Here is a 25,493-nt window from a genome sequence, read left to right as displayed (position 1 = left end):
CGCGCGCCGGACCGGTTAACGGGCCGATCCACCCCTGGAGTCCCCCGGGCCCGCCCCTCAGGTCCCGGTCCACACCCGGACGGTTCCGCTCCCCCCGAGATCCAGCCACAGGCTGTCGGAGGTGCGCACCAACCGCAGGACCAGGGTCCGGCAGCTCGGACAGCTCGCGACCAGACCCGGGCCGTCCGCCACCACGTGCAGTTCGGCGAAGGCCCCTTCGGCCCCGCACACGGCGCAGTGCCGTTCGGCCGCGGTCAGGTCCACGCACAGGACCTCCGACAACGGTCCGGCGAGGACATTGGCGTCCAGATGCCCCGGCTCACTCATCACGCACCTCCACCCGGGCCGAACCTCTCGGTCCGCACCCGCCTCGGATCATGGCCCAACGCCACCAGGGCGTCAGCCACCGTCTCCACGAACCCGGTCGGCCCGCACACGAAGCACATCGGCGCGAACTCCGCGGGAAGCCCGTGGATGTTCAGCTCCGCGACGCCCAGACGGGCCGGGGTCCGCACCGAACCCTCCGGCGCGCGCCGGGTGTAGGCGACGAACAGGTCCAAGCCCCCGTCCGCCGGTGACCCCAGGTCGCCCCGGTAGAGGCGGTCCTCGGGCGTGCGCACCGAGTACAGGACGCGGAACAGCGCCTGGCTGCCCGCCCTGCGCCGCTCACGCACCATCGACATCAGGGGCGCGATGCCGGAGCCGCCGCCCACCAGCACCACCGGATCGGGGGACTTCGCGTCCCACACGAACCAGCCGCCCAGGGGGCCGCGCACCTCCACCCGGTCGCCCTCCGCGAACTCGTCCACCAGGTAGGGGGAGACCTCCCCGCCCGCCACCCGCTGCACGGTCAGCTCGATCCGCTGTCCCCCGGAAGCCGAGGAGACCGAGTAGGAGCGCTCCGCGGTGTAACCGTCCTCGGCCCTCAGTCGCACGTCCACGTGCTGGCCCGCACGGTGTCCGGGCCAGCCCGGGACCTCCAGCACCAGCGTGCGGGCGCTGCCGCTCTCCCAGCGGTCGTCCACCAGCACGGCTGGCCGCCACACGGCCATCAGTCGCCCCGGTAGCGCTGCTCGCGCCAGGGGTCGCCGTAGTCGTGATACCCGGCCTGTTCCCAGAACCCGGGCTCGTCCTGGTGGAGCAGGCTGATGTCGCTCACCCACTTGGCCGATTTCCAGAAGTACAGGTGCGGGACGATCAGCCGGGCGGGCCCGCCGTGCTCCGGGGCGAGCGGCTCACCTTCGAAGGCGTGCACCACCCATGCCTGGCCGTCGGTCAGGTCCTGGAGCGGAATGTTGGTGGTGTAGCCGCCGAAGCCGGACACCAGGACGTGCTCCGCCGTGGTCTCCGCCTCCGCCAACAGCACGTCCAGGCTGACCCCGGTCCAGTCGGTGTCGAGCTTGGACCACCGTGTGACGCAGTGGATGTCCACGTGCGGCTGCTCCTGGGGCAGGGCCAGGAACTCCTCCCAGGTCCAGCTCAGGGTTCGTCCGGTCTCCTCGGTGACGGTGAGGGTCCAGTCGTCGGTGTCCACCCGCGGGGTGGGTCCCGCCGACAGGACCGGAAAGTCGTGGGTCTGGTACTGGCCCGGTGGGATCCGGGCGGGGTCACCGCCTCTGCGGCCGCGGAATCCCCTGGTCACCGTGTTCACATCGTCCCCCTCACGCTGTTGGCCGAGGCCGCGGGGCCGCCCCCGCGTGCCCCTCGGACAGGCGGGCACCGGCACGTCTCCCCGATGAGGCGGACGCCGCGCGGAAGAAGGGGCCTGCCTCGGAGACGGACGCGCACCTCCCGGGCCCGAGACCCGGGAGACTAGTGCGCGGCCTACCCGTGAGCCGGCAAAGCCACGTTCAGCGGCGGTCCATCTCGACATGGGCCGGGGGTTCCCCGGCGAGCAGGGCCGCGGAGCCCATCCGGAGCAGCAGGGCGGCCATCTCGTCACGGGACAGCGCGCCCCGGCTGTGCGGGGTGGAGTTGAGCAGACCGAAGGCGGCGTGCACCGAGGCGCGCAGGGCGGCGGGCCGGCTCGCCGGGCGCAGTTCGGCGAGGACGCCGACCCACTCCTCCACGTAGCCGCGCTGGAGGCGCCGGACCCGGCCGCGGTCCTCCTCGGTGAGGTTGCCCAGTTCCCGGTCGTGCACGGTGATCAGGTCGGGCTCGTCCAGGGAGAACTCGATGTGTCCGCGCAGCAGCGCCTCCAGGGCCTCCCCGGGGCTCCCGGCCCCGGCCACGAGTTCGCTCCCCCGCCGGGAGAGGCGGTCGCTGATGTCCACGAGGACCTCACCGAGCAGCGCCTCCTTGCCGGGGAAGTGCCGGTAGAACGCGGGCCCGGTGGTGCCGACCGCCCGCCCGAGGTCGTCGATGGTCACCCCGCGGTAGCCCCGAGCCGCGAAGAGGCGCGCGGCCGCGCCCAGGATCGCCGTCCTGCGCTCACCCGTCGGCCGCTGCCCCGTCTGTCTGTGCCCCGCCGGCCCCTGTCCCGCGTCCATCCGTCCACCTCTCGTCGAGCCGATCCGGTGATCCGGGCCGCTCCCGGCCCTGGACACCCATGTTAGTAGTTACTAACATCACTGTTGTTAGTGAGCATTAACATCCCTCCACGAGAGGACACCATGAGCAGGGCACCTGTGCTCGGTTCGGCGGTGGACACCGCCGGTCCCGCGTTCGCCGCCAACGACGCCGCGAACCGCGCGCTCGCACTGGAGCTGCGGGAGCGGATCGCCACCGCGGCCCTCGGCGGCCCCGAGAAGACCCGAGCGCGCCACGTCGAGCGCGGCAAACTCCTCCCCCGCGACCGCGTCGACCTCCTCCTCGACCCCGGTTCACCGTTCCTGGAGATCGCCCCGCTGGCCGCCTACGGCCTCTACGGCAGGGACGGCCAGGACGCGCCCGGAGCCGGGATGATCGCCGGGGTCGGCCGCGTGGCCGGACGGCCGACGGTCGTGGTCGCCAACGACGCCACGGTCAAGGGCGGCAGCTACTACCCGATGACGGTCAAGAAGCACCTGCGCGCCCAGGAGGTGGCACTGCACAACCGCCTCCCCTGCGTGTACCTGGCCGACTCCGGCGGCGCCTTCCTGCCCATGCAGGACGACGTCTTCCCCGACCGGGAGCACTTCGGCCGCATCTTCTACAACCAGGCCACCATGTCCCGGGCGGGCATCCCGCAGATCGCGGCGGTCCTGGGATCCTGCACCGCCGGCGGCGCCTACGTTCCGGCGATGAGCGACGAGGCGGTCATCGTCCGCGAACAGGGCACGGTCTTCCTCGGCGGTCCGCCCCTGGTCAAGGCCGCCACCGGCGAGGTCGTCACCGCCGAGGAACTGGGCGGCGGCGACCTGCACTCACGGATCTCCGGGGTCACCGACCACCTCGCCGACGACGACGCCGACGCCCTCACCAGGGTCAGGCGGATCGCCGACACCCTCGGGCCGCTCGACCCGCCCGCCTGGGAGGTCCGCGAACCGCGCCCGCCCGAGCTCGACCCCGGGGAGCTCTACGGGGTGGTGCCCGCCGACACCCGGACCCCCTACGACGTGCGCGAGGTCATCGGCCGGGTGGTCGACGGCAGCGAGTTCACCGAGTTCAAGTCCGAGTACGGCACCACCCTGGTCACCGGGTTCGCGCACATCCAGGGCCACCCGGTCGGGATCATCGCCAACAACGGCATCCTGTTCGCCGAGTCCGCGCTCAAGGGCGCGCACTTCATCGAACTGTGCGACCGCCGGTCCATCCCCCTGGTGTTCCTGCAGAACATCTCGGGGTTCATGGTCGGCCGCGACTACGAGGCGGGCGGCATCGCCAAGCACGGGGCCAAGATGGTCACCGCGGTGGCCTGCGCCCGCGTCCCCAAGTTCACCGTGGTCATCGGCGGTTCCTTCGGGGCGGGCAACTACTCGATGTGCGGCCGCGCCTACTCGCCCCGCTTCCTGTGGATGTGGCCGAACGCCCGCATCTCCGTGATGGGCGGTGAACAGGCCGCCTCCGTGCTGTCCACCGTCCGCCGGGACCAGAAGGAGGCCCGGGGCGAGGAGTGGTCGGCCGAGGACGAGGAGGCCTTCAAGGCGCCCATCCGCGACCAGTACGAGGAACAGGGCAGCCCGTACTACTCCACCGCCCGCCTGTGGGACGACGGCGTCATCGACCCCGCCGACACCCGGGACGTGCTCGCCATGGCCCTGTCCGCCGCCCGCCACGCGCCCCTGGACCCGGTGGGCTACGGCGTCTTCCGGATGTGAGGAACCCTTGACCACGACGCCAGACACAACACCCGACAGCACCGGACCGGCCACCGTGCTGGTCGCCAACCGGGGTGAGATCGCGCTCCGCGTCATGCGCACCCTGCGTCGGACGGGACTGCGCTCGGTCGCGGTGTACACCGACGCCGACGCCGGATCACCGCACACCCTGGCCGCCGACGAGGCGTTCAGGGTGGACCGCTACCTCGACGCCGAGGGCATCGTCGCGGCTGCCGCCGCGAGCGGCGCCACCATGGTCCACCCCGGGTACGGCTTCCTGTCCGAGAACGCCGGCTTCGCACGGGCCTGCGCCGAGGCCGGCCTGGTCTTCGTCGGCCCGCCCGCCTCCGCGATCGAGGCCATGGGCGACAAGATCCGCGCCAAGGACACGGTGGCCCGAGCCGGAGTACCCGTCCTGGGCGGGTTCACCGAGAAACCCGGACAGCCCCTGTCCGACGACGAACTCCTGCACGCCGCCTCCGAGACCGGCTACCCGCTGCTGATCAAGCCCTCCGCCGGCGGCGGCGGCAAGGGCATGCGGGCCGTCCACTCCCCCGACACCCTGCTCGCCGACGCCGCGGCCGCCCGCCGCGAGGCACTGGCCTCCTTCGGGGACTCCACCCTGCTCGTCGAGAAGCTGGTCCAACGGCCGCGCCACATCGAGGTGCAGGTCCTGGCCGACACCCACGGCAACGTCCTGCACCTGGGAGAGCGCGAGTGCAGCCTGCAGCGCCGCCACCAGAAGGTGGTGGAGGAGGCACCGTCGCCGCTGCTCGGCTCCGCGCAGCGCGCCGCCATGGGTGAGGCCGCGGTGGCGGCCGCCCGCTCCTGCGGGTACGTGGGCGCCGGCACGGTCGAGTTCATCGCCGAGACCGGGCCCGGCGGCGAACTGTCCTTCTCCTTCCTGGAGATGAACACCCGGCTGCAGGTGGAGCACCCGGTCACCGAGGAGGTCGTGGCCGTCCGCGGCGAGCGCGGCGTGGACCTGGTGGAACTCCAACTCCGGGTCGCGAACGGGGAACCGCTGCCCTTCACCCAGGAGGAGGTGTCCTGGGTCGGGCACGCGGTGGAGTCCCGTGTCTACGCCGAGGACGCCGACCGGGGTTTCCTGCCCTCGGGCGGGCCGGTCCTGGCGCTGCGGGAGCCCTCCGGGCCGGGGGTGCGGGTGGACTCGGGTATCGCCGAGGGCGGGTCGGTGACCTCCGACTTCGACCCCATGCTGGCCAAGGTCGTCACCTGGGGGGCGGACCGGTCCGAGGCGCTGGCCCGGATGGACGCCGCGCTCGGCTCCTACCTGTTGCTGGGCTGCGTCACCAACACCGCGTACCTGCGGCGGCTGCTGCGCCACCCTCGGGTGGCGGCCGGTGACCTGAGCACCGACCTGATCGCCGCCGATCCCCCCGCCGCCGCACCCGAGGGGGTACCCGCCGAGGTGTACGCGGCCGCCGCCCTGGACCACCAACTGGACCTGGAGGGCCCGCCGAGCGCGGACCGCTTCGCCGTACCCGACGGATGGCGGATGGGCGGCCCGGCCTGGACCCCGTGGCGGCTGCGGTCGCCCGGGCACGACGCCGTCGTGGTCCGCGTCCGCCGGGACGGGGGCGCCGGCCGGTACCTGGTGAGCGTGGCCGGGGACGGGGCCGAAAGGGTCGCCGGAGCAGCCGGGGAGACCGGGGCCGTGGCGGTCCGCGCCCGGCGCTCCGCGGACGGTTCCCGGCTCACCGTCACCACCCCCGACCGGACCCGCACCTACCTCCGCGCCGACGACCCGGCCACCGCGCACCGGTGGTTGGGGCTCGACGGCGCCGCCTGGACCCTGCACGAGGAGCCGGTGGCCGCCGCTCTGCGCGCGGACGAGGCGGCCGCCGACGGGACGGTGCGCAGCCCCATGCCGGGCACGGTGCTCGACGTACCGGTCCGGGTGGGCCAGGAGGTCACCGCCGGAACCGCCCTGGCGGTGGTCGAGGCGATGAAGATGGAGCACTCCGTGCCCTCGCCCGTCGACGGCACCGTCACCGAGGTGGCGGTCCGCCCGGGTGCCCCGGTGCCCATGGACGCGGTCCTGGTGACCGTCGAACCGTTCCCCGTGTCGGCCGAGAACCCGGCCGGCACCCCTTCCACCCCCGCCACCAGCGAGGAGCAGCAGTGATGAAGCGTCACGAACTCTCGACCGAGCACGCCGACCTGCGGGCCGCCGTGGAGACCTTCGCCCGGACCGAGGTCGCCCCGGTCATCGGGGACTTCTACGAGCGGGGCGCCTTCCCCTACGACATCATCGCCAAGATGGGTCAGATGGGCCTGTTCGGGCTGCCGTTCCCCGAGGAGCACGGCGGCATGGGCGGCGACTACTTCGCCCTGTGCCTGGCCCTGGAGGAGCTGGCCCGGGTGGACTCGTCGGTGGCCATCACCCTGGAGGCGGGGGTGTCGCTGGGTGCGATGCCGATCCACCGCTTCGGCACCGAGGAGCAGAAGAAGACCTACCTGCCCGGGCTGACCTCCGGCGAGGCGCTGGGGGCGTTCGGCCTGACCGAGCCGGACGGCGGTTCGGACGCGGGCTCGCCCAGGACCACGGCGCGCCTGGAGGACGGCGAGTGGGTGATCAACGGGACCAAGTCGTTCATCACCAACTCGGGCACCGACATCACCGCCCTGGTCACCGTGACCGCCGTGACCGGTACGCGGGAGGACGGGCGTCCGGAGATCTCCTCGATCCTGGTCCCCAGGGACACCCCGGGGTTCTCCCTCGGACAGAAGTACTCGAAGGTGGGATGGAACGCCTCGGACACCAACGAGCTGGTCTTCGAGGACTGCCGGGTCCCCGAGGCCAACCTCGTGGGCGAGCGCGGCCGCGGCTACGCCCAGTTCCTGCGCATCCTCGACGAGGGGCGGATCGCCATCGCGGCGCTGTCGGTGGGCCTGGCCCAGGGATGCGTGGACGAGAGCGTGCGCTACGCCCACGAACGGCAGGCCTTCGGCAACAGCATCGGCCGGTACCAGGCCATCCAGTTCAAGATCGCCGAGATGGAGGCCCGCACGTACAGCGCCCGCCTGGCCTACTACGACGCGGCCTCGCGGATGCTGGCGGGCGAGCCCTTCAAGAAGGAGGCGGCCATCGCCAAGCTCATCGCCTCCAACGCGGCGATGGACAACGCCCGCGACGCCACCCAGGTCTTCGGCGGCTACGGGTTCATGAACGACTACCCGGTGGGGCGCTTCTACCGGGACGCCAAAATCCTGGAGATCGGCGAGGGCACGAGCGAGGTCCAGAAGATGCTCATCGCCAGGGAGCTCGGACTGCCCGCCTGATCCCCACGGTTACGCGGCCCCGAGGACAACGGAGTCCCCGGGGCCGCGTTCTCCTACCTGAACCTTCGACAATACGTAGCACGGCGAGACACGCAGAGCTACGTTCGATTCATGAAGACGATCACGCGGAGAGAGTTCCGCAACAAGGCCGCCGCCGTCATGGATGCCGTGGAAGCCGGGGAGGCCTTCCACGTCACGCGCAACGGAGTCGATGTGGCCGAGGTACGGCCCCTGGCACGCAGGCGCAGGCTCAGTGCCGGGGAACTCGTGGAGCGTCACCGACGCCTGCCTCGAATCGACCATGCCGCCATGAGGAAGGAAGCCGACGAGTTCTTCGGCGACGAGGACCGGATCAGCGAGGGCGAGGATGGTTGAGAGCCACGAAACCGGGGTGCTCGACACCTGCACGTTCATTGATCTACCTGATCTCGATCCCGCACTCCTGCCCCACTTTCCCGAGATAACCTCCCGATGGCCGAACTGCACCAGGGGGTCGCCATGGCGAAGGACCCTGTGGCCAGGGCCTCCCGCACGGAGAGACTCCAGGCCGCGGCCGTGGACTTCGTCCCCCTTCCGTTCGGCGGAGAGGCCGCTGCCCGCTACGGCACCCTCGTGGCGTTGACCATCGCCGCGAACCGTAGCCCCAAGCCACGCAGGATGGACCTGATGATCGCCGCCGTCGCCTCGGTGCACGGGCTCCCGCTCTATACCCGGAACGCGGATGATTTCCAGGGGCTGGAGAGCGCGCTGGACGTTATCGAGGTCTGAGAGCCCCGTAACGGGGCCGGGTAAGAAGAGCTCCGGAAACTCTGTCGGAGAACACCGCCGGCGCTCCCGAAACCCTTCTGTCCGCGGAATTCCCACGACGTTACCCGGGAGCTGCGGCGTTCCCGGGCAGTGGCGGAAGGGCGGGCGCGCACCCGCGTGCCGAATCCCCGGTCGAGGGGCGGGGCGCGCCTCGGCCGAACTTTCCCGGGTCCTGGGGCGTCCACCGTGCTGGGGCCATCCGGTGACGGGCCCGTCACCGGTGGGTCCCGCCTCCGCGCCCCCTACCCCCACGAGGTTTCGCCACCGTGCTCCTCTCCCGCCCCGTGCCCGCGCCCTTCCCGCCCCGTCTCCCGCACGGCGTCCGCCCGCCGACGCGCACCGCCCACACGACCGAGGAGCGGTATGGCTCGCCTGAGGCGTGATCGGGGGAAGACCGACAGCCCGCCGATAAGACCCCTGGGCGCGCACGACCCGGTCCGGTTGGGCCCGCACCGCCTGCTCGGGCGGCTCGGCTCCGGTGGCATGGGCACCGTCTACCTGGGCCGGTCACGGTTCGGGAGGCTGGTGGCGGTCAAGGCCGTGCACCCGGAACTGGCCGACGAACCGGAGTTCCGCGCCCGCTTCGCCTGGGAGGTCGGGGCCCTGCGCCGGGTGCGCGGCCCCTTCGTGCCCCGCTTCGTCGGCGCCGACCCGCAGGCGGAGATGCCATGGCTGGCCACCGCGTACGTGCCCGGACCGACCCTGCGCGGGCAGGTCAAGGGCGTGGGCCGACTGCTCGGCGGTGCCCTGACCGGGGTGGCCGCGGGGGTGGCCGCCGCCCTCGCCGACATCCACCGGGCCGGGGTCGCGCACAGCGACCTCAAACCGAGCAACGTCGTCCTCTCCCCCGACGGCCCGCGCATCCTGGACTTCGGGATCGCCCGCACCCTGGACGGCACCGTGCACACCAGGACCGGCGGGGTGATGGGCACCCCCGGCTGGATCGCCCCCGAACGCCTCCGGGGGGCGCCCGCCACCGCGGCCTCGGACGTGTTCGCCTGGGGCCAGCTGACCGCCTACGCCGCTACCGGACGCAACCCCTTCGGCCGCGGGAGCCCCGAGGCGCTGACCCAACGGGTCCTGCGCGGTGAGGCCGACCTGACCGGGGTGCCCGGGGAGCTGGTCGTCCCGGTCCGGGCGGCACTGATCGAACCGCCCGGATACCGGCCCTCCCCGGCGCAGATCCTGCATCTGCTGCGGGCGGTCGGGGGGACGACGGGCACCGGCGGGGCGACCGTCCCCGCGGCGCGTGCCAGCTGGTCGGCGGAGCGCGACCCCGGACACCTGCCGTGGCTCGGACGCTGAAAGCGCCTGTCCGCTTCCGGACAGGCGCTTGCCGGTTCCGCCTCCATTCGCGGGGTCTACTCCTCCCTGTGCCACCGCAGGGCGCCCCTGAGGGGTGACAAGCACCACCAATCGGCACAGAATGGACTGACAAGGCCAGTGCGGGCCCCCTGATTTCCGGGTCCGCGGAGACCCGGCCCGCCTCGGCGGGCCCGTACCGGGTCCCTGGCTCCTCACGTTCCCCACCCGAGGAGACACCGGATGGAAGGCGCCCTGTCCCTGCTCGCCCTGGTCACCGTGGTGGTGTCGGCCGGGGTGATCACGGTCGCCGCGCACTTTCGCAAGGAGCGGGCCGCCGAACTCCAGGCATGGGCCCGAGAACACGGTTGGCACTACACCGAGCACCACCCGAGCCCCTTGGAGGACGCGGTCCTGCCCCGGACCGTCCAGGGACCCGGCACACGTGCCCGCCACGTGCTCACCGGACGCCGGGGCACGCACCTGACGACCATGTTCGAGGTCACCCGCAGCGCCTCCCCCGTCTCGCGGCGAGGCGCCGGGCAGGAGCGGCAGACCTACCGGGTCGTCGCGGTGCGGACCCCGGGGCCCGGCGCGGACCTGGAGATCCACCGTCGTGACCTGGCCCGTATCGTGTCCCTCGACGGCCGGGGCGGTCCGGAGGAAGTCGGCCGGGCCTTCTCCGAAGCCTTTCGCACCGTCGGCACCGATGACGACTTCACCCGCGCCGTCCTGGGCCAGGACACCGTCTCCTGGCTGCTGTCGGACTGCCGGTCACGCTCCCTGCCGGTACGCTTCACCGGCTCCCATGTCCTGACCTGGGCTGCCATGCACCTGGATCCGGACCGCGCCCTGACCGCCGCCGACTATCTGATCGACCTGGTGGACCGGGTCCCGGCCCAGGCGTGGGAACGCGATACCACCGAGTGCTGATCCGTGGCCCCGAGTACCCGCTGCCCCGCGCGGGAGCAGGGGCGGGGGCGGGAACATGCGGCCCCCGTGCCGAGGACGGATAAAATCCGGCTTACCCCAACGCACAAGGAGTGGAACCCCCATGAGTGACCCCAATGCCACACACCGCATCTCGCGCGAGGACCTGTTCCGCGATGACGAGGAGGAGACCACGGCGGACCCCAACGCCACCGCGAAGATCTCCCGCGAGGACCTGTTCAAGGACGACAAGGAGCCCAAGGGCCAGAGTGAGCGCGGCTGACCCGGCCCCTCCGGGAGAAGACGGAGCGCCCGCCCCAGAAAGGGGACGGGCGCTCTCCGCGTCCGTGGGACGGCTTCGGGACGGGCTCCGTGCCGAAGCCGTCGGCGGGGAGTTCGTCAGCGGCGCTCACGGACCGCGGTGACGATCTCGGCGACCGCCTCCTCCACGGGGACTCCGTTGTTCTGTGAACCGTCGCGGTAACGGAAGGACACCGCGTTCTTGCTGATGTCCTCGTCACCGGCCAGCAGCATGAAGGGCACCTTCTGCTTCTGGGCGTTGCGGATCTTCTTCTGCATCCGGTCGTCTCCGGCGTCGACCTCGACCCGGATCCCCTCCGCGCGCAGCTTGGCGGCGACCTCCTGCAGGTAGGGGACGTGCTCGTCGGCGATGGGGATGCCCACCGCCTGGACCGGGGCGAGCCACGCCGGGAAGGCGCCCGCGTAGTGCTCCAGCAGCACGGCGAAGAACCGCTCGATGGAACCGAAGAGGGCGCGGTGGATCATCACCGGGCGCTGGCGGGTGCCGTCCGCGGCGGTGTACTCCAGGTCGAAGCGCTCGGGCAGGTTGAAGTCCAGCTGGATGGTGGACATCTGCCAGGTACGGCCGATGGCATCCTTGGCCTGCACGGAGATCTTGGGACCGTAGAAGGCGGCGCCGCCCGGGTCCAGGACCAGTTCCAGCCCCTGCTTCTCGGCGGCCCGGCGGAGGGTGTCGGTGGCCTCGTCCCAGCTGGCGTCGTCACCGACGTACTTCTCCGGGTCCTTGGTGGACAGCTCCAGGTAGAAGTCGTCCAGACCGTAGTCGCGCAGCAGGTCCAGCACGAAGGTCAGCAGCGAGTCGAGCTCGTCCGCCATCTGCTCGCGGGTGCAGTAGATGTGCGCGTCGTCCTGGGTGAAGCCCCGGGCGCGGGTCAGGCCGTGCACCACACCGGACTTCTCGTACCGGTACACGGTGCCGAACTCGAACATGCGCAGCGGCAGCTCACGGTAGGAGCGCCCGCGCGCGTCGAAGATCAGGTTGTGCATCGGGCAGTTCATCGGCTTCAGGTAGTAGTCCTGACCGCCGTCGAGCTGCATGGGGGGGTACATGCCGTCCGCGTACCAGTCGAGGTGCCCCGACTTCTCGAACAGGGCGCCCTTGGTGGCGTGCGGGGAGTAGACGAACTCGTAGCCGCCCTCCTCGTGCCGCTTGCGGGAGTAGTCCTCCATGACCCGGCGGATGATGCCGCCCTTGGGATGGAAGACCGCCAGGCCGGAACCGATCTCGTCCGGGATGGAGAACAGGTCGAGTTCGGAGCCGAGCTTGCGGTGGTCGCGCTTCTCGGCCTCCTCCAGGAAGGCCAGGTACTCCTTGAGCCTGTCCTTGTTCTCCCAGGCGGTGCCGTAGACCCGCTGGAGCTGCGGGTTGGTCTCCTTGCCCCGCCAGTAGGCGGCGGCGGTGCGCATGAGCTTGAAGGCCGGGACCACCTTGGTGGTGGGGACGTGCGGGCCCCGGCACAGATCCTTCCAGCACTGCTCGCCGGTGCGCGGGTGGATGTTGTCGTAGATGGTGAGCTCACCGGTGCCGACCTCGGCGGAAGCACCGTCGGCCGCCTCGGCGGCACCGCCCTTGAGACCGATCAGCTCCAGCTTGTAGGGCTCGGTGGCCAGCTCGGCGCGGGCCTCGTCATCGGAGACGACACGGCGGTCGAAGCGCTGCCCCTGCTTGATGATCTGCTGCATCTTCTTCTCGATGCTCTTGAGATCGGCGGGGGTGAAGGGCTCGGCCACGTCGAAGTCGTAGTAGAAACCGTTCTCGACGGGCGGGCCGATACCCAGCTTGGCCTCGGGGAAGAGCTCCTGGACGGCCTGGGCGAGGACGTGCGCGGTGGAGTGGCGCAGGATCGCCCGTCCCTGCTCCGAGTCGATCGCGATCGGCTCGACGGTGTCTCCGTCGGAGAGCTCCCAGGCCAGGTCGCGGGGTTCCCCGTTGACCAGGGCGGCGATCACGGTCCTGCCGTCCGCCTCCAGTGCCTGCCCCGCGGTAGTCGTGGCCGCCACCGCACGCGGGGTTCCGGCGAGGGTGATGTGCAGCTCAGACGCGGCGGACACGGTGACTCCTAGGGATACGTCGATGTCGTGGACGCGAACCGGCCGCCGGACACGGCGGCCAGGGTTTTCGCACCCCGATGCTATCGGCTCCGGGGTGGGACCGCTTCTGGTTGTCCACAGGTCCGGCGGCCGGCGGCCGCGGGCACGCCCGCCCCCCGTTCCGGCCGGGGTCCGGGCCGAAGTAGGGAATCATCCCGATTCGGTCCGGGGATTCGGCCTGTTCCGCCGCAGTGCGGCGACCTCCACAGCCGATCGCCGGGCGACCCCTGAGGCGGACTCCGGCGGGGATGAACCTGCCGACATCAGAGTTTTCTGTCAGCAATCGTCATGTTTTCGGTGGTTCAACGCCACTGCTGAAGGAACCATTGATCCGGTCAACGAGATCGGTGACAATCAGCAGACATCCGACCTCGTGTATCGCCTCCGTCCCGAACACACCCGTCGTATCGACCGAATACTGTGAGCGCATGTCACCGAGCCCACCAAACGGGCCTTCCGCCCGGGAGACATCCCCCACTCACCACGCCCGAATCCGCCGCTGGAGGCGCCTGCGCGCACGGCTGCGCCTCTTCCGCAGACGCATGCACACCCACCCGGCCCTGCACCTTCCGTGGCGCATCCTGGTCGGCACGGTGGGCACCGTCGTCATTCTGGCCGGGGTCGTCATGATGATCGTCCCCGGGCCGGGGATCGCCTCGGTTCTCCTCGGCATGCTCATACTCAGCAGCGAGTTCCGCTGGGCCCACCGGCTGTTGAGGCCCGCCCGGGTGTGGTCCCGAAGGGGTGAGAGGTGGGCGATGCGGATGAGGAGCGAGTTGTTGTCGCGCCTGCGCTCGCGCAGAGCCGCCAGGGCCGCACTCCGGGGCCGCGACTCCCCGCGCGGCGTACCCGAGGAATAGGCGGGGACCTTTCCCGCACCGGGCAACCTCCGAAAACCGGCCTGCGGACGCATACGCGCACGTTGCCCGGGCCTTGCAGGGCCAAAACCAAAAAAAGAGGGCCCACTCCGCGCGATACGGAGTGGGCCCTCCCGGCTGTGGGCGATACTGGACTCGAACCAGTGACCTCATCGGTGTGAACGATGCGCTCTAGCCAACTGAGCTAATCGCCCTGGGGGCTGTGCCCCGTCCGCCCTCTCGGCCGGACAAGAAAAACTCTAGCGCATGTTCGGGGGTGGTTGATGCACCCCCGGCCGCCCACGGGGCCACACAGGTGTGACTGAGGTCACATATCATGGCTGACGGAGTCCCACAGGATTCCTTTGCCAGCCGCGATCCCCGCAGTGAGTAGGAGTTCCCGCCTCCGTGGACCCTCCCGAGACGACCGCGGATTGACCTCCGCGTGACACGGGCCACTCATCATGGGGAAATCTTTGGTTTCCCCTGGTCATTACAGTGACGAAGGATCGTGGTGCCGCCCCGCGGCGCGCTGGCCCCGCTGGGCGGGCAGCGAGACCTCCGGTCCCATCGACCAAGAAAAGTCTCCGTACTCACGTCATGGTCCGCGGGTACCCGCGTTGGAGCGAGTGAGACGGCAACCGGCTCGCGCCCCAGGACGCCTGGGCCGGACGAGAAAAGGTTTGGCGAACATGAACAGTAGCGACACCACTGCCACCGCCGAGCTGGGCCTGCGACTCGTGGTCCCGGAGCGCACCGCGGTTCCACTGGTAGCACGACTCGACTACAGCTCTGAGGACCCGTACGCGATTCGCGTCGCCTTCCACACCGGCGAGGACAACCCCGTCGAGTGGATCTTCGCGCGCGAACTCCTCACCGTGGGCATCGTGCGCCCGGTCGGCGAGGGAGACGTCCGGGTGTGGCCCTCCAAGGACGACAGCGGGGACCGTTCGGTCAGCATCGCGCTCTCCTCGCCCTTCGGGCAGGCCGAGTTCGACACCCAGGTCGCCCCCCTCGCGGAGTTCCTCCACCGCACCTACGAGATCGTCCCGGCCGGGCAGGAAGCCCAGTTCGTCGACCTCGACGAGGAGATCCAGCAGCACCTCCACTCCTGAGGCGAAGGTCCGGCGGCACCTCCGCGCCCGTGGGGGTCCCGCATGTCGGCGGGGCGGCGGGAAGGACCGACGAAGGGGCGGGGACGGCGCCCGGGCGCCGTCCCCGCCCCTTCGTGCCGCCTCCGGCGGGCCCGGAGGGGCCCGTCACGGGTCGAGGTCAGCCGCGGAACGCTCGGCGAACACGGCCCTGGCCTTCGCGGTGACCGGGCCCGCCTCGGCGGACACCCGCTGGTCACCGATGTTCAGGATCGGCTGTACGTCGCGGCCGGTGGAGGTCAGAAAGGCCTCGGTGACCTCCGGGAGCCGCTCCATCGGAACGTCCTCCTCCGCACCGCCGAACCACTCCAGGACCAGTTCCCGGGTGATGCCCGCGAGCGGACCGGCCGAGAGCGGAGGGGTGAGGAGCCGGCCGTCGAGCACCACGAAGACGTTGCTGCCGGTGCCCTCGCAGAGGTTCCCGCTGATGTTGCGGAAGACCGCCTCGCTGGCCCCGCGTTCACGCGCGTAGGCGAGGGCGCGCACGTTGTCCGCGTAGGAGGTCGTCTTGAGGCCCGCAAGCGCGCCGAACTCGTTACGCGGCCAGGGCGCCAGGGCCACGTCGGTGGCGGGGGCGATGCCCGGGAAGGGGCCAAGGGCCACGATGGCGGTCTGCTCCCCCCGGCCCCGGTCCGAGCCCAGGGGGCCGGTCCCGTCCGTGACGGTGATGCGCACCCGGGCGTCCGGCAGCTCCGGGTTCGCGGCCACCGCCCGGGCCACGCCGTCCGCGATCAGCTCCAGGTCGGGCTCGGCCATGCCCAGTCCTCGGGCGGACCGCGACAGCCGCCTCAGGTGGCGGGTGAGCGCGAACGGCCTGCCGCCCTGTGAGCGGACCGTCTCGAAGACCCCGTCCCCCACGGTGATCCCGTGGTCGGTCACGGGGATACGCGCGTCCTCGTCCTCCAGCACGGCGCCGCGGCCGTAACCGGCGCCGGCGATCCACACCCTCATTCCAACCCCCGAGTTCTCAAGGCCCTGGTCGGGCCGGTCTCTTCCCGAATCCTCCCACCTGCGGCACCCGCCGTGCCCGGAGAATCCGCCGTACCCGCCCGTACCCGCCGGGTCCGCGCCTTGGCAAGTCCTCTGTCCGGCACCGGCCGCCGGTCCGGTTCCCGCGTTCCTTACGGGGGCGTCTCCACTGGTCACGGAGTCGGCCCTCCGATGCGGCCCACCCGGAACCGACGGCTGCAGCCGGACAGATAAGTTACGAATGACTATCATCTGGGCAACGCTTATGCGGGACCGGTGGCGCCCGCCCCCGCCGCCTCTCCGACCGGTGTACGTGAAGCGTTCCGCAGCGCGCGTGCCCCTGTCACTCGCGACCACACCAGACACAGCAAAGAGAGACATGACCCCACCGAGCACCGCCCGCGGCGAACTCAGCTGGCTGCTGGACGACCTCCTCACCCGCGCCTCGGGCACACAGCACGCGATCGTCCTGTCCACCGACGGACTCCTGATGGCCACTTCCAGCGGCCTCGACCGCCCCGCCGCCGAGCACCTCTCGGCCATCGCCTCCGGTCTGCACAGTCTCGCGGGAGGAGCCAGCAAGCAGTTCTCCGCCGGGACCATCCGGCAGAGCATCATCGAGATGGACCGCGCCTTCCTGTTCGTGGCCGCCGCGGGAGAGGGCGCGTGCATGGCCCTGATGTCGGACGCCGACAGCGACGTGGGGCTCATCGCCTACGAGATGAACAAGGTGATCGAGCGGGTCGGCCAGTACCTGTCCGCCCCGCCCCGGCCCGACATGCCCTCCTCCCCCGCCCACGTGGAGAAGTAGCCAATGCCGCCGCGGCGGGCCGGCCGGGCCTGCCACGGCAGGGCGCAGGAGCCCTCCGGCGGAAGTCGATTTCGCACTTGCCCCAACTTCCGCTAGAGTTCCTAACGCAGCGAGGGACGCGGCACCGGCGGAGACCGGAGCCGAACCGAGAACTCGCCGTGCGGACGTGGCTCAGCTGGTAGAGCATCACCTTGCCAAGGTGAGGGTCGCGGGTTCGAATCCCGTCGTCCGCTCGAACGATTCGCATAGCGCCGCCCCAGGTGGCACAATCGGATCAGGCCCGGGAGAACATCCCAGGCCGCACGCGGACGTGGCTCAGCTGGTAGAGCATCACCTTGCCAAGGTGAGGGTCGCGGGTTCGAATCCCGTCGTCCGCTCGGAGAAGAGGCACGCATGGGTGCCGCTCGGCACCCTCGTGCTTCCTGTAAGCCGGAGTGGCCGAGTGGTTGAGGCAAGGGACTGCAAATCCCTGCACACGGGTTCGATTCCCGTCTCCGGCTCCATGCGAACCTCATTCCCATGAGGGCGATTAGCTCAGTTGGCTAGAGCACTACCTCGACACGGTAGGGGTCACAGGTTCGAGTCCTGTATCGCCCACAAGCAGCACGAGAGGCCGGATCTTCGGATCTGGCCTCTCGTCGTTTCCGGGGCTGCCGAGCCCCTGGCCCGGGCCGCCCCAGAAGAGGGGGCGCGGGTCGGGCCCTGTCCGTCCGGCGGCCGCCCGGGCAGTGAGAGGGGCGGCACAGGGTTCCGGGGCCGGAGTGGCGGCACCCGCTCCCACATGCGAGTACGCTCGTTCGGAGGCTCCGCCGGTTCCTCGGCCCGACCCGGCTCGGCCGGTCCCGCGGCATCCCTGTCCGGGGGCCGACACGCGACCGTTTCCCGGTCGGCCCGTCAGTCGGAACCGTGTGCGCAGGCCCCTGAGCCAGCGCGCGGCCGTGCTGTCGAACGCGGCGCGCCGACCCGGACGGGGGCCTGCCGCCGATGTCACGGGGTCCTCCTCGCCGCCACCGGTATCCCCTCGGGGTCCCGCGCGCTCGCCTCGACCCCGATCCGTCCTGATTCTCCGCTCGGCACGCCCCGCACACCGCGGAGGGGCTCCCGGGGTCTCGATCATCCACCGACGAACAGGCGGCCCGTTTCCGTGCAACCCGCCCTTGGCCCCAGACCAGACGAACGCGACGGCCCACAGCCGTGCGAACCCTCGTGCCGTGTGTCACCACCGAAGGTGGCCGACGTCGCGAGAGAGGAGTCGACCCATGAATGACACCACCGAACGAGGAACCGTCGGGGTGGTCTTCTGGGCCTCCCTCTCCATCTCGGCGCTGTTCGTGGTCTGGGGCGTGGCCGCCCCGGAGCACCAGACGGCCACCATGAGCTCCGCGCTGAACCGGATCACCAGCAGCTTCGGCTGGGCGTACCTGCTGCTCCCCCTCCTGCTCCTGGCGCTCCTGACCGGGCTGGCCTGCAGCCGGTACGGGCGCATCCGGCTGGGTTCGGACGAGGACCGCCCCGAGTTCGCCACCCACACCTGGATCGCCATGATCCTGTGCACGGTGATGGGCATCGGCCTGGTCTCCTACGGGATCGCCGAGCCGATCTCGCACTTCACCACCCCTCCCCACGGCCTGGCCGAGGCGGGGACCCCGGGGGCGGCGGTTCTGGCCCTGCAGTACTCCTTCTACGACTGGGGACTGCACGCCTGGGCGATCTTCGCGATCTTCGGTCTGGCCCTGGCCTACTCGATGCACCGCAGGAAGCGCCCCGGACTGGTCAGCGCCCTGTTCCGGCCGCTGATGGGGCGGCACGCCGACGGTCCCCTCGGCAAGGCCATCGACGTCTTCACGGTCTTCGCCACCCTGTTCGGCACCACCACCTCCCTCGGCCTGGGAGCCCTGCAGATCGACAACGGGCTGAACCGGCTCCTGGGCACCCCCACCGGGATCACCACCCAGGTCGTCATCGTGGTCGTGGTCACGGCGCTGTTCAGCCTCTCCGCGGCCTCCGGGATCAAGCGCGGCATCCGCTACATCAGCGAGATCAACCTCTCGGTCGCCGCGGTGCTCTTCCTGTTCGTGCTCCTCCTCGGCCCGACCGCGTTCCTGATCTCGCTCTTCCTGGAGTCCTTCGGCCAGTACGGCGGCGACTTCCTGTTGATGAGCCTGCGGGGCCCGGCCTTCGGCGACGCGGAGTGGCTCCAGGGCTGGACGTACTTCATGATGGCCTGGTGGGTGTCCTGGGGCGCCTTCGTCGGCCTGTTCCTCGCCCGCATCTCGCGCGGCCGCACGATCCGCCAGTTCGTCCTGGTCGTCCTCGGCATGCCCAGCCTGGCCTTCTTCGCCTGGTTCTCCGTCTTCGGCGGTTCGGCCATCGACCTGGACCTGAACCACGGCACGGACATCGCCGGAGCCACCGCGGCCGACCTCAACAGCGCCTTCTTCGCCACCCTGGCCGAGTTCCCGGTCCCCTCGGTCACGACGGCTCTGGTGGTGATCCTGGCGGTGCTCTTCTTCGTCTCGGGAGCCGACGCCAACACCTACGTACTGGGCATGCTCACCACACGCGGTTCCATCCGGCCCCGGACGCCGATCCTGCTGCTGTGGGGGGCGATGACCGGAGCCCTGGCGATCATCCTGCTGTTCTCGGGCGGGCTCAACGCGCTGCAACAGACCGTCATCGTGGCCTCGGCGCCCTTCCTGGTCATCATCGTGGGCGTGGTCGTCAGCTTCTGCCGCGACCTGAGAAGCGAGGAGCGGGCGGAGCCGGTCGGCGCGCCGACCGCGCACCCCGCACCGGCGGAGGACGAACCCGCGGCGGAGGCGAGCGAGCCGATCCGGTCCAACTGACCGCCGGGGCGGGCCCGGCCCCGGGAAGTGGCGGACACGTCCCGACCTCCACCTCTGGGATCGTTCCCGTGGAAACCACGAGGACCTCAGGAGCAGGCGATGCCCACCGGAACCGAGCCCGTCCTGGACGAGCGGGCGCTCAACCGCGCCACGCTGGCCAGGCAGGCGCTGCTCGCCCCGACCGACACGTCGGCCCTGGAGACCGTGGCCCACCTCGGCGGCCTCCAGGCGCAGGAGCCGCAGGAGCCGTTCGTGGGGCTCTGGTCGCGGCTGCGCTCCTTCGACCCGTCGGAACTGTCGGAACTGCTGACCGAACGCCGCGTGGTGCGGGTCCACCTCATGCGGCGCACCGTGCACCTGGTCACCGCCGAGGACGCCCTCGCCTGGCGGAGCCGGTTCGACGCCATGCTGCGCCAGAAGGTCATGGGCGTCTACCGGAACGAACTCCGGGAGGTGGACCTGGCGGAGCTCGCCGGGGCGGGCCGAGCGGTGATGTCCGACGGTGAGCCCCGCACCATGGGCGAACTCGTGGCGGCGCTCGCCCACCGCTGGCCCGAACCGGGCCGACGGCCACTGGGCGAGATGCTGGTCTCGGCGCTGCTCCCCGTCGTGCAGGCCCCGCCGCGCGGCCTGTGGCGGGCCAGGGGCGGGGTACGCAACGTCCTGCTCTCCTCCTGGCTCGGGAGAGAGCCCGCCCCGCCCGCCCCGGAGGGCACCGACCCCGTCGGCCGGGCCCTCGTCCGGCGCTACCTCGCCGCCTACGGACCCGCGACCTCCACCGACCTGCGTTCCTGGTGCGGGCTGGCCGGGCTGCCCGCTGCGGTGGCCGCCACACGCGAGGAGCTGGTCTCCTTCCGCGACGAACGCGGCCGGGAACTGCTGGACCTGCCCGACGCCCCGCGCCCGGACCCCGCCACAAAAGCCCCGGTGCGGTTCCTGCCCGCGTTCGACAACGCGGTCCTCGGCTACCACCACCGCGGGCGGATCATCGACGACCGGCACCGGGGCCTGTCGGTCGCCGGTGAGCGCGTGGTGCTGGTGGACGGCCGCGTCGCCGCGACCTGGCGGTCCGAGGACGGCGCCGTGGCCGTCACCCCGTTGCGAGCGCTGACCGGGGCCGAGCGGACGGAGGTCGGTGAACGGGCCGAGCTGCTGGCCCTGTTCCTCTCCGACGGCGGGACCGACCGGGTACGGATCGACGTCCCGGTCGGCTGAACGGGTCGGACGGGGCCGGACCGCGGTGCGCGGCGCGACCACCGCGGCCGACGGGAGGACCCTGACGGCGACGGTGGAGGTCCCGCTGTCAGGCACCGGGCATACTGGTGACCGTGTCAGAACAGGTGAGGAAACCCCGGCTGGAAATCGAGTACTGCACGCGCTGCAGGTGGCTGCCGCGCGCGACGTGGATGGCGCAGGAACTACTCACCACCTTCGAGGCCGAACTCGGCGAGGTCGCCCTGGTGCCCGGCACCGGAGGCGTCTTCGAGATCCGTGTCGACGGCGAGGCCGTCTGGTCCCGCAGCAGCGACGCCGCCTTCACCGACGCGGCCGACGTCAAGAGGCTGGTCCGGGACCGGGTCGCCCCCGAGCGGCCTCTGGGCCACTCCGAGCGGCAGACCTGAGAGCCCTGGACGAACCCGGGTGACCCGGGCGGTCGGGAGACCGCCCGCGGCCCCGGCCTCCGGCGGCCACGCGCCCCGCCGACGCCGCCACCGGGGCGGGTCACCGTTCCTCCCGGAGGATGCCCCGGTCTTCAGGCCGGGGAGGAATCCGGGACAGCCCGCCTGCGCTCTGCTGTTTTGCCTTACACATGCCCCTCCTTGGTGCATGCTTTGTTGTATGCGGACGGCGTACAAGTGCCGGGCCTACCCGGACCCCGAACAAGCGGCCCAGTTGGGCCGCACGTTCGGATGCGTGCGCCTGGTGTGGAACAAGACCCTCGCTGAGCGCCACACGGCATACCACCAGCGCGGCGAGAAAACCTCGTACAAGCAGACCGACCAGGCGCTGACCGGGTGGAAGCGCGGCCAAGACCTGGCGTTCCTGGCCGATGTGTCCTCGGTCCCGCTCCAGCAGGCCCTGCGGCACCAGCACACCGCGTTCGCGAACTTCTTCGCCAAACGCGCCAAGTACCCCCGGTTCAAGAGCAGGACCGGTCGCCAGTCGGCGCACTACACCCGCAGCGCGTTCCGCATCCGCAACGGGCAGGTGTTCCTGGCCAAGCAGACCCGGCCCTTGGCGGTGGCGTGGTCCTGGCCGCAGGTGGATCTCACAGCGCTGAACCCGACCATGGTGGTCCTCTCCCGTGAGCCGGACGGCCGCTACTACGCGACCTTCGCTGTACAGGCGGCTGATCCCGAGCGCGCACCCGAGTGCAACTCCGAGGTCGGTATCGACCTGGGGGTCAAGGACTTCGCCACCTTGTCCACCGGGGAGAAGATTCCCAACCCCCGGCACCTGGAGCGTAAGGCGAAGAATCTGGCCCGGTACCAGCGGCGGATGGCCCGCACACAGCGCGGTTCCAACAACCGCCGCAAGGCCAAGCGCAAGGTCGCGATCGCGCACCGCAAGGTCCGCCACGCACGGCAAGATTTCCTGCACAAGACCACGACCCGTCTGGTGCGCGAGCACGACCTGGTCGCTATCGAAGACCTCAACGTGTCCGGGATGACCCGCTCCTGCCGGGGTACCGTCGACGCCCCCGGCAAGCAGGTCGCCCAGAAGTCCGGGCTGAACCGTTCGGTGTTGGACGCCGCCCTGGGCGAGTTCCGCCGCCATCTGGAGTACAAGGCCCACCGGGCCGGACGCACCATCGCGGTGGTCGACCGGTGGTTCCCCAGCAGCAAGACCTGCTCGGACTGCGGGCACCTGCTCGCCAAGCTTTCCCTGGGCACGAGGCACTGGACGTGCCCGGCCTGCCGCACACGGCACGACCGTGATGTCAACGCGGCCAAGAACATCCTTGCGGCTGGTCGAGTCGCAGCCCGAGAAGCAGTCTCGGGTGATGCCTGGGGAGCTGGTGTCAGTCGGCAAGGGTCCTCCCTTCCGCAGTCGGCAACGAAGCAGGAAACCGGGCCTGTGAGGGCCGGGCCTTAGGGCCCATACGCGCGCAAGCGCGTATCGGAATCCCCTCCCTTCAGGGAGGGGAGGAAGTCAATCCCCGGTGAAGGTCGCACTGGTGCGGTCGAGGGAGGCGGCGACCCCGGCCTCGTTGTCCTCGGTGCCGAGCAGTTTGGTCTGTTCGACGACCTCCCGGTGCAGCGCTGCGGGCAGCGCTGCGAGCAGGTCGGCCCGCATGGTGGCCTTCATCGAACGCACCGCCAGCGGCGCGGAGGCGGCGATCCGGTGCGCGTACTCCAGCGCGCCCTCACGGACGGCGCCGTCGGCGACCAGCTGGTCGGCCAGTCCGATGGTGTGCGCCTCGTGGCCGTGGACCCGGCGGGCGGTGTAGAGCATGTCGGCGGCCCGCTGCTCCCCCACGATGCGGGGCAGGGAGACGGTCAGCCCGAAGCCCTGGTGCAGGCCGAGCAGTCCGAAGTTGGCGTGGAAACGGGTGGAGGGCGCGGCCACCCGGAAGTCCGCCGCGCACGCCAGGCCGAGCCCGCCGCCCACGGCCGCACCCTGGACGGCGGCGATCACGGGCACCGGCAGCGAGAACAGGCGCAGCCCCTGGCCGTAGATGGCGTCGAGGGTCCGGACGGGGGTGTCGCCGACCCCGCCGGAGGCGAAGTCCACCCCGGCACAGAAGTTCCTGCCCTCCGAGCACAGCACGAGGGCACGGCAGCCGCCGGGGGCGCTGAGCTCCTCGGCGGTGTCCGCGAGCTCCGTGAGGACGTCGAGGTCGAAGTGGTTGTTCGGGGGGCGGTGGATCTCCAGGACGCCGACGTGACCGTCGACGCGCACGGACAGCTCCTCGCTCATGGGAGTGCCTTCCAGGTTGTTCGGGGCGACGGCGACGAGGTTATCGGCCGCCCCGCTCGGCCCGGCACCCCGGGCGCCGGTGCGCGGCCCGGGCGTGGTTCACCCTCCCTGCCCGCCGCGGCGGGTAGCGTGGCGCCATGAGCAACGGGATCGACCCGGCCGTTCCGCCCAGCGGCGACGGCTGCCAGGAGTGTCTCGCCGGCGACGGGTGGTGGGTGCACCTGCGCCGCTGCGCGGAGTGCGGGCACGTCGGCTGCTGCGACAGTTCACCCGCCCGGCACGGCACCCGCCACTTCGAGGCCACCGGCCACCCGATCGTGCAGAGCTTCGAACCGGGCGAGGAGTGGTTCTACGACTTCCGTACCCGCGAGGTCGGCCGGGGTCCGGAACTGGCTGCGCCGACCTCGCGCCCGCGGGACCAGCCGGTGCCCGCTCCCGCCGACCGGGTTCCGGCCGACTGGCGGGAACTCGTCCGCTGAGGTCGGGAGCCGTGACGGCCCCCGACCGGGACGGTCGTGGTGTCCGGGCGCGGAGCCGCGGGCAGCGGAGGACGCGGGCCCGGCGCCCTTTTCGCCCGGGCACCGGGTTCACGGCGCGGGCATCGGGGGCAGGGATGGACTGTGACCGGGCACCCGCCCACCGCGGACGCCTCCCCCTGCCACCCCGTGACCTGGAGCGTGATCGTGTGACCACCGCCCACGGCATCCCGGACCTGCTCTCCCCCGAGTTCCTCGCCGACCCCTACCCCGCCTACTCCCTGCTGCGCGAGCGCTCCCCGCTCCTGTGGCACGAGCCCACCTCCAGCTACGTCCTCTCCCGTTACGACGACGTGCGGCGCGTCTTCCAGGACCGGGAGGGAGACTTCTGCACGGACAACTACGGCTGGCAGCTGGAACCGGTCCACGGGCGGACCATCCTCCAGCTCGACGGGCGCGAGCACTCGGTGCGCCGGGCCCTGGTCGTGCCCGCCTTCCGCGGCCGGGACCTGCGCGAGCGGTTCCTCCCGGTGATCGAGCGCAACAGCCGCGCGCTCATCGACGGCTTCCGCGCCGCCGGCCGCGTCGACCTCGTCTCCCAGTACGCGACCAGGTTCCCGATCAACGTCATCGTGGACATGCTCGGTCTGGACCAGGCCGACCACGACCGCTTCCACGACTGGTACACCTCGATCATCGCCTTCCTCGGCAACCTCTCCCAGGACCCCGGGGTGGCCGAGGCCGGGCTGCGGACCCGGGAGGAGTTCGCGGAGTACATGCTCCCGATCATCGCCGAACGCCGGGAGAACCCCGGCGACGACCTGCTCTCCCGGCTCTGCCTGGCCGAGGTGGACGGCGCCCGGATGTCCGACGAGGAGGTCAAGGCCTTCTGCAGCCTCCTGCTGGCAGCCGGCGGGGAGACCACGGACAAGGCCCTGGCCAGCCTGTTCGCCAACCTGATCGCGTCCCCCGACCAGCTCGCGGCCGTGCGCGAGGACCGTTCCCTGATCCCCCGCGCCTTCGCCGAGTCGCTGCGGTTCACCCCGCCCGTGCAGATGATCATGCGCCAGGCCGTGCGGGACGTACGGATCGGCGGCGGCACGGTACCCGCGGGGGCCACCGTCACCTGCCTGATCGGGGCGGCCAACCGGGACCCCGACCGCTTCGCAGCCCCCGACACCTTCGACCTGTTCCGCACGGAACTGGCGGAGGCCACCTCATTCTCCGCCGCGGCCGAACACCTCTCCTTCGCCCTGGGCCGGCACTTCTGCGTGGGCGCCCTGTTGGCCGAGGCCGAGGTCCGGGTGGGGGTGAACGACCTGCTCGACGCCATGCCGGACGTGCGGCTGGCCAAGGGAGCCGAACTGGTCGAGCAGGGCCTGTTCACCCGGGGCCTGCGCGAACTCCCGCTGGAGTTCTCACCGGTGCCCCGCCCCCGTCCCACCCGCTGAGGGCGCCTGGCCGCTG

Annotated in this window: 24 protein-coding genes and 5 tRNA genes; 21 read left to right on the top strand and 8 right to left on the bottom strand. The window is 71.3% G+C overall.

Annotated elements, in window-relative coordinates; translation table 11 throughout:
* Positions 1–57: 57 nt before the first annotated feature.
* From AC0VYD_RS08070 to AC0VYD_RS08055, 4 genes are all read right to left on the bottom strand, one after another.
* Entirely contained in the window at positions 58–327 is a 270-nt protein-coding gene (locus tag AC0VYD_RS08070) for a DUF6510 family protein (RefSeq protein WP_475479292.1), read from the bottom strand.
* The gene (locus tag AC0VYD_RS08065; protein WP_475479291.1) at positions 327–1,052 is read right to left on the bottom strand and encodes a ferredoxin reductase; all 726 of its coding nucleotides are present in this window, start codon (positions 1,050–1,052) and stop codon (positions 327–329) included. The genes AC0VYD_RS08070 and AC0VYD_RS08065 overlap by 1 nt, the downstream gene beginning before the upstream one ends.
* Positions 1,052–1,651 (bottom strand): sulfite oxidase-like oxidoreductase, encoded by a 600-nt coding sequence (locus tag AC0VYD_RS08060; protein ID WP_475479290.1) that lies wholly within the window; start codon positions 1,649–1,651, stop codon positions 1,052–1,054. The genes AC0VYD_RS08065 and AC0VYD_RS08060 overlap by 1 nt, the downstream gene beginning before the upstream one ends.
* Before the next feature lie 199 nt (positions 1,652–1,850).
* Positions 1,851–2,489: an SACE_7040 family transcriptional regulator gene (locus tag AC0VYD_RS08055; protein ID WP_475479289.1), complete on the bottom strand. Its 639-nt coding sequence runs from the start codon at positions 2,487–2,489 to the stop codon at positions 1,851–1,853.
* A gap of 138 nt (positions 2,490–2,627) precedes the next feature.
* Between AC0VYD_RS08055 and AC0VYD_RS08050 the strand changes: the two genes are divergently transcribed.
* The 8 genes from AC0VYD_RS08050 to AC0VYD_RS08015 all read left to right on the top strand — a co-directional run bounded on the left by AC0VYD_RS08050 (position 2,628) and on the right by AC0VYD_RS08015 (position 10,866).
* The gene (locus tag AC0VYD_RS08050) at positions 2,628–4,238 is read left to right on the top strand and encodes a carboxyl transferase domain-containing protein (protein WP_475480219.1); all 1,611 of its coding nucleotides are present in this window, start codon (positions 2,628–2,630) and stop codon (positions 4,236–4,238) included.
* Positions 4,239–4,245: 7 nt separating this feature from the next.
* Positions 4,246–6,387 (top strand): acetyl/propionyl/methylcrotonyl-CoA carboxylase subunit alpha, encoded by a 2,142-nt coding sequence (locus AC0VYD_RS08045; RefSeq protein ID WP_475479288.1) that lies wholly within the window; start codon positions 4,246–4,248, stop codon positions 6,385–6,387.
* Positions 6,387–7,544: an acyl-CoA dehydrogenase family protein gene (locus AC0VYD_RS08040; protein ID WP_475479287.1), complete on the top strand. Its 1,158-nt coding sequence runs from the start codon at positions 6,387–6,389 to the stop codon at positions 7,542–7,544. The genes AC0VYD_RS08045 and AC0VYD_RS08040 overlap by 1 nt, the downstream gene beginning before the upstream one ends.
* A gap of 111 nt (positions 7,545–7,655) precedes the next feature.
* Positions 7,656–7,919 carry a type II toxin-antitoxin system Phd/YefM family antitoxin gene (locus AC0VYD_RS08035; protein ID WP_475479286.1) on the top strand — a complete coding sequence of 88 codons (264 nt, stop codon included), beginning with the start codon at positions 7,656–7,658 and terminating at the stop codon, positions 7,917–7,919.
* Between the two features lie 123 nt (positions 7,920–8,042).
* Positions 8,043–8,312: a PIN domain-containing protein gene (locus AC0VYD_RS08030; protein ID WP_475479285.1), complete on the top strand. Its 270-nt coding sequence runs from the start codon at positions 8,043–8,045 to the stop codon at positions 8,310–8,312.
* A 402-nt stretch (positions 8,313–8,714) separates the two neighbouring features.
* The gene (locus AC0VYD_RS08025) at positions 8,715–9,656 is read left to right on the top strand and encodes a serine/threonine-protein kinase (protein WP_475479284.1); all 942 of its coding nucleotides are present in this window, start codon (positions 8,715–8,717) and stop codon (positions 9,654–9,656) included.
* A gap of 240 nt (positions 9,657–9,896) precedes the next feature.
* Positions 9,897–10,586 (top strand): hypothetical protein, encoded by a 690-nt coding sequence (locus AC0VYD_RS08020; RefSeq protein WP_475479283.1) that lies wholly within the window; start codon positions 9,897–9,899, stop codon positions 10,584–10,586.
* A gap of 121 nt (positions 10,587–10,707) precedes the next feature.
* A complete protein-coding gene (locus tag AC0VYD_RS08015; protein ID WP_473040718.1) occupies positions 10,708–10,866 on the top strand; it encodes a hypothetical protein in 159 nt (52 codons plus the stop codon).
* Between the two features lie 116 nt (positions 10,867–10,982).
* Here the strand turns inward: AC0VYD_RS08015 and thrS are convergent, their stop codons facing one another.
* On the bottom strand, positions 10,983–12,956 hold the full coding sequence (thrS, locus tag AC0VYD_RS08010) for a threonine--tRNA ligase (protein ID WP_475479282.1): 1,974 nt from the start codon (positions 12,954–12,956) through the stop codon (positions 10,983–10,985).
* 581 nt (positions 12,957–13,537) lie between these two features.
* Here thrS and AC0VYD_RS08005 point away from each other — a divergent pair.
* Complete coding sequence (locus tag AC0VYD_RS08005; RefSeq protein WP_475479281.1) at positions 13,538–13,855, top strand: PGPGW domain-containing protein; 318 nt, start codon at positions 13,538–13,540, stop codon at positions 13,853–13,855.
* Positions 13,856–13,993: 138 nt separating this feature from the next.
* Here the strand turns inward: AC0VYD_RS08005 and AC0VYD_RS08000 are convergent.
* Positions 13,994–14,067, bottom strand: a tRNA-Val gene (locus tag AC0VYD_RS08000).
* Between the two features lie 477 nt (positions 14,068–14,544).
* Between AC0VYD_RS08000 and AC0VYD_RS07995 the strand changes: the two genes are divergently transcribed.
* Positions 14,545–14,967 carry an SsgA family sporulation/cell division regulator gene (locus AC0VYD_RS07995; RefSeq protein WP_191273252.1) on the top strand — a complete coding sequence of 141 codons (423 nt, stop codon included), beginning with the start codon at positions 14,545–14,547 and terminating at the stop codon, positions 14,965–14,967.
* A gap of 144 nt (positions 14,968–15,111) precedes the next feature.
* Here the strand turns inward: AC0VYD_RS07995 and AC0VYD_RS07990 are convergent, their stop codons facing one another.
* Positions 15,112–15,954 (bottom strand): aminotransferase class IV, encoded by an 843-nt coding sequence (locus AC0VYD_RS07990; protein ID WP_475479280.1) that lies wholly within the window; start codon positions 15,952–15,954, stop codon positions 15,112–15,114.
* A 397-nt stretch (positions 15,955–16,351) separates the two neighbouring features.
* On the opposite strand from AC0VYD_RS07990, the gene AC0VYD_RS07985 reads away from it, so the two are divergent.
* The 9 genes from AC0VYD_RS07985 to AC0VYD_RS07945 all read left to right on the top strand — a co-directional run bounded on the left by AC0VYD_RS07985 (position 16,352) and on the right by AC0VYD_RS07945 (position 22,725).
* Positions 16,352–16,783, top strand: a complete 432-nt coding sequence (locus AC0VYD_RS07985) for a roadblock/LC7 domain-containing protein (protein ID WP_191273248.1) — start codon at positions 16,352–16,354, stop codon at positions 16,781–16,783.
* Between the two features lie 160 nt (positions 16,784–16,943).
* Positions 16,944–17,016 (top strand) — tRNA-Gly (locus AC0VYD_RS07980).
* A gap of 71 nt (positions 17,017–17,087) precedes the next feature.
* Positions 17,088–17,160: transfer RNA gene (locus tag AC0VYD_RS07975), tRNA-Gly, on the top strand.
* Between the two features lie 51 nt (positions 17,161–17,211).
* A tRNA-Cys gene (locus tag AC0VYD_RS07970) sits at positions 17,212–17,286 on the top strand.
* A gap of 20 nt (positions 17,287–17,306) precedes the next feature.
* Positions 17,307–17,380 (top strand) — tRNA-Val (locus tag AC0VYD_RS07965).
* 662 nt (positions 17,381–18,042) lie between these two features.
* Complete coding sequence (locus AC0VYD_RS07960) at positions 18,043–19,629, top strand: BCCT family transporter (protein ID WP_475479279.1); 1,587 nt, start codon at positions 18,043–18,045, stop codon at positions 19,627–19,629.
* Between the two features lie 99 nt (positions 19,630–19,728).
* Positions 19,729–20,844, top strand: a complete 1,116-nt coding sequence (locus AC0VYD_RS07955; RefSeq protein ID WP_475479278.1) for a winged helix DNA-binding domain-containing protein — start codon at positions 19,729–19,731, stop codon at positions 20,842–20,844.
* 113 nt (positions 20,845–20,957) lie between these two features.
* The gene (locus tag AC0VYD_RS07950) at positions 20,958–21,251 is read left to right on the top strand and encodes a SelT/SelW/SelH family protein (protein ID WP_473040724.1); all 294 of its coding nucleotides are present in this window, start codon (positions 20,958–20,960) and stop codon (positions 21,249–21,251) included.
* A 217-nt stretch (positions 21,252–21,468) separates the two neighbouring features.
* Entirely contained in the window at positions 21,469–22,725 is a 1,257-nt protein-coding gene (locus tag AC0VYD_RS07945) for an RNA-guided endonuclease InsQ/TnpB family protein (protein ID WP_475479277.1), read from the top strand.
* 57 nt (positions 22,726–22,782) lie between these two features.
* On the opposite strand, the gene AC0VYD_RS07940 is transcribed toward AC0VYD_RS07945, so the two are convergent.
* Positions 22,783–23,550: an enoyl-CoA hydratase/isomerase family protein gene (locus AC0VYD_RS07940; protein ID WP_475479276.1), complete on the bottom strand. Its 768-nt coding sequence runs from the start codon at positions 23,548–23,550 to the stop codon at positions 22,783–22,785.
* Between the two features lie 137 nt (positions 23,551–23,687).
* On the opposite strand from AC0VYD_RS07940, the gene AC0VYD_RS07935 reads away from it, so the two are divergent.
* Entirely contained in the window at positions 23,688–24,029 is a 342-nt protein-coding gene (locus AC0VYD_RS07935) for a UBP-type zinc finger domain-containing protein (RefSeq protein ID WP_475479275.1), read from the top strand.
* A gap of 206 nt (positions 24,030–24,235) precedes the next feature.
* Positions 24,236–25,477, top strand: a complete 1,242-nt coding sequence (locus tag AC0VYD_RS07930) for a cytochrome P450 (protein ID WP_475479274.1) — start codon at positions 24,236–24,238, stop codon at positions 25,475–25,477.
* Positions 25,478–25,493 lie beyond the last annotated feature (16 nt).

Source organism: Nocardiopsis sp. iso_40 (assembly GCF_056173285.1).
The sequence above is the reverse complement of the archived record's forward strand: the minus strand, read 5'-3'. Positions and strand labels throughout refer to the sequence as shown.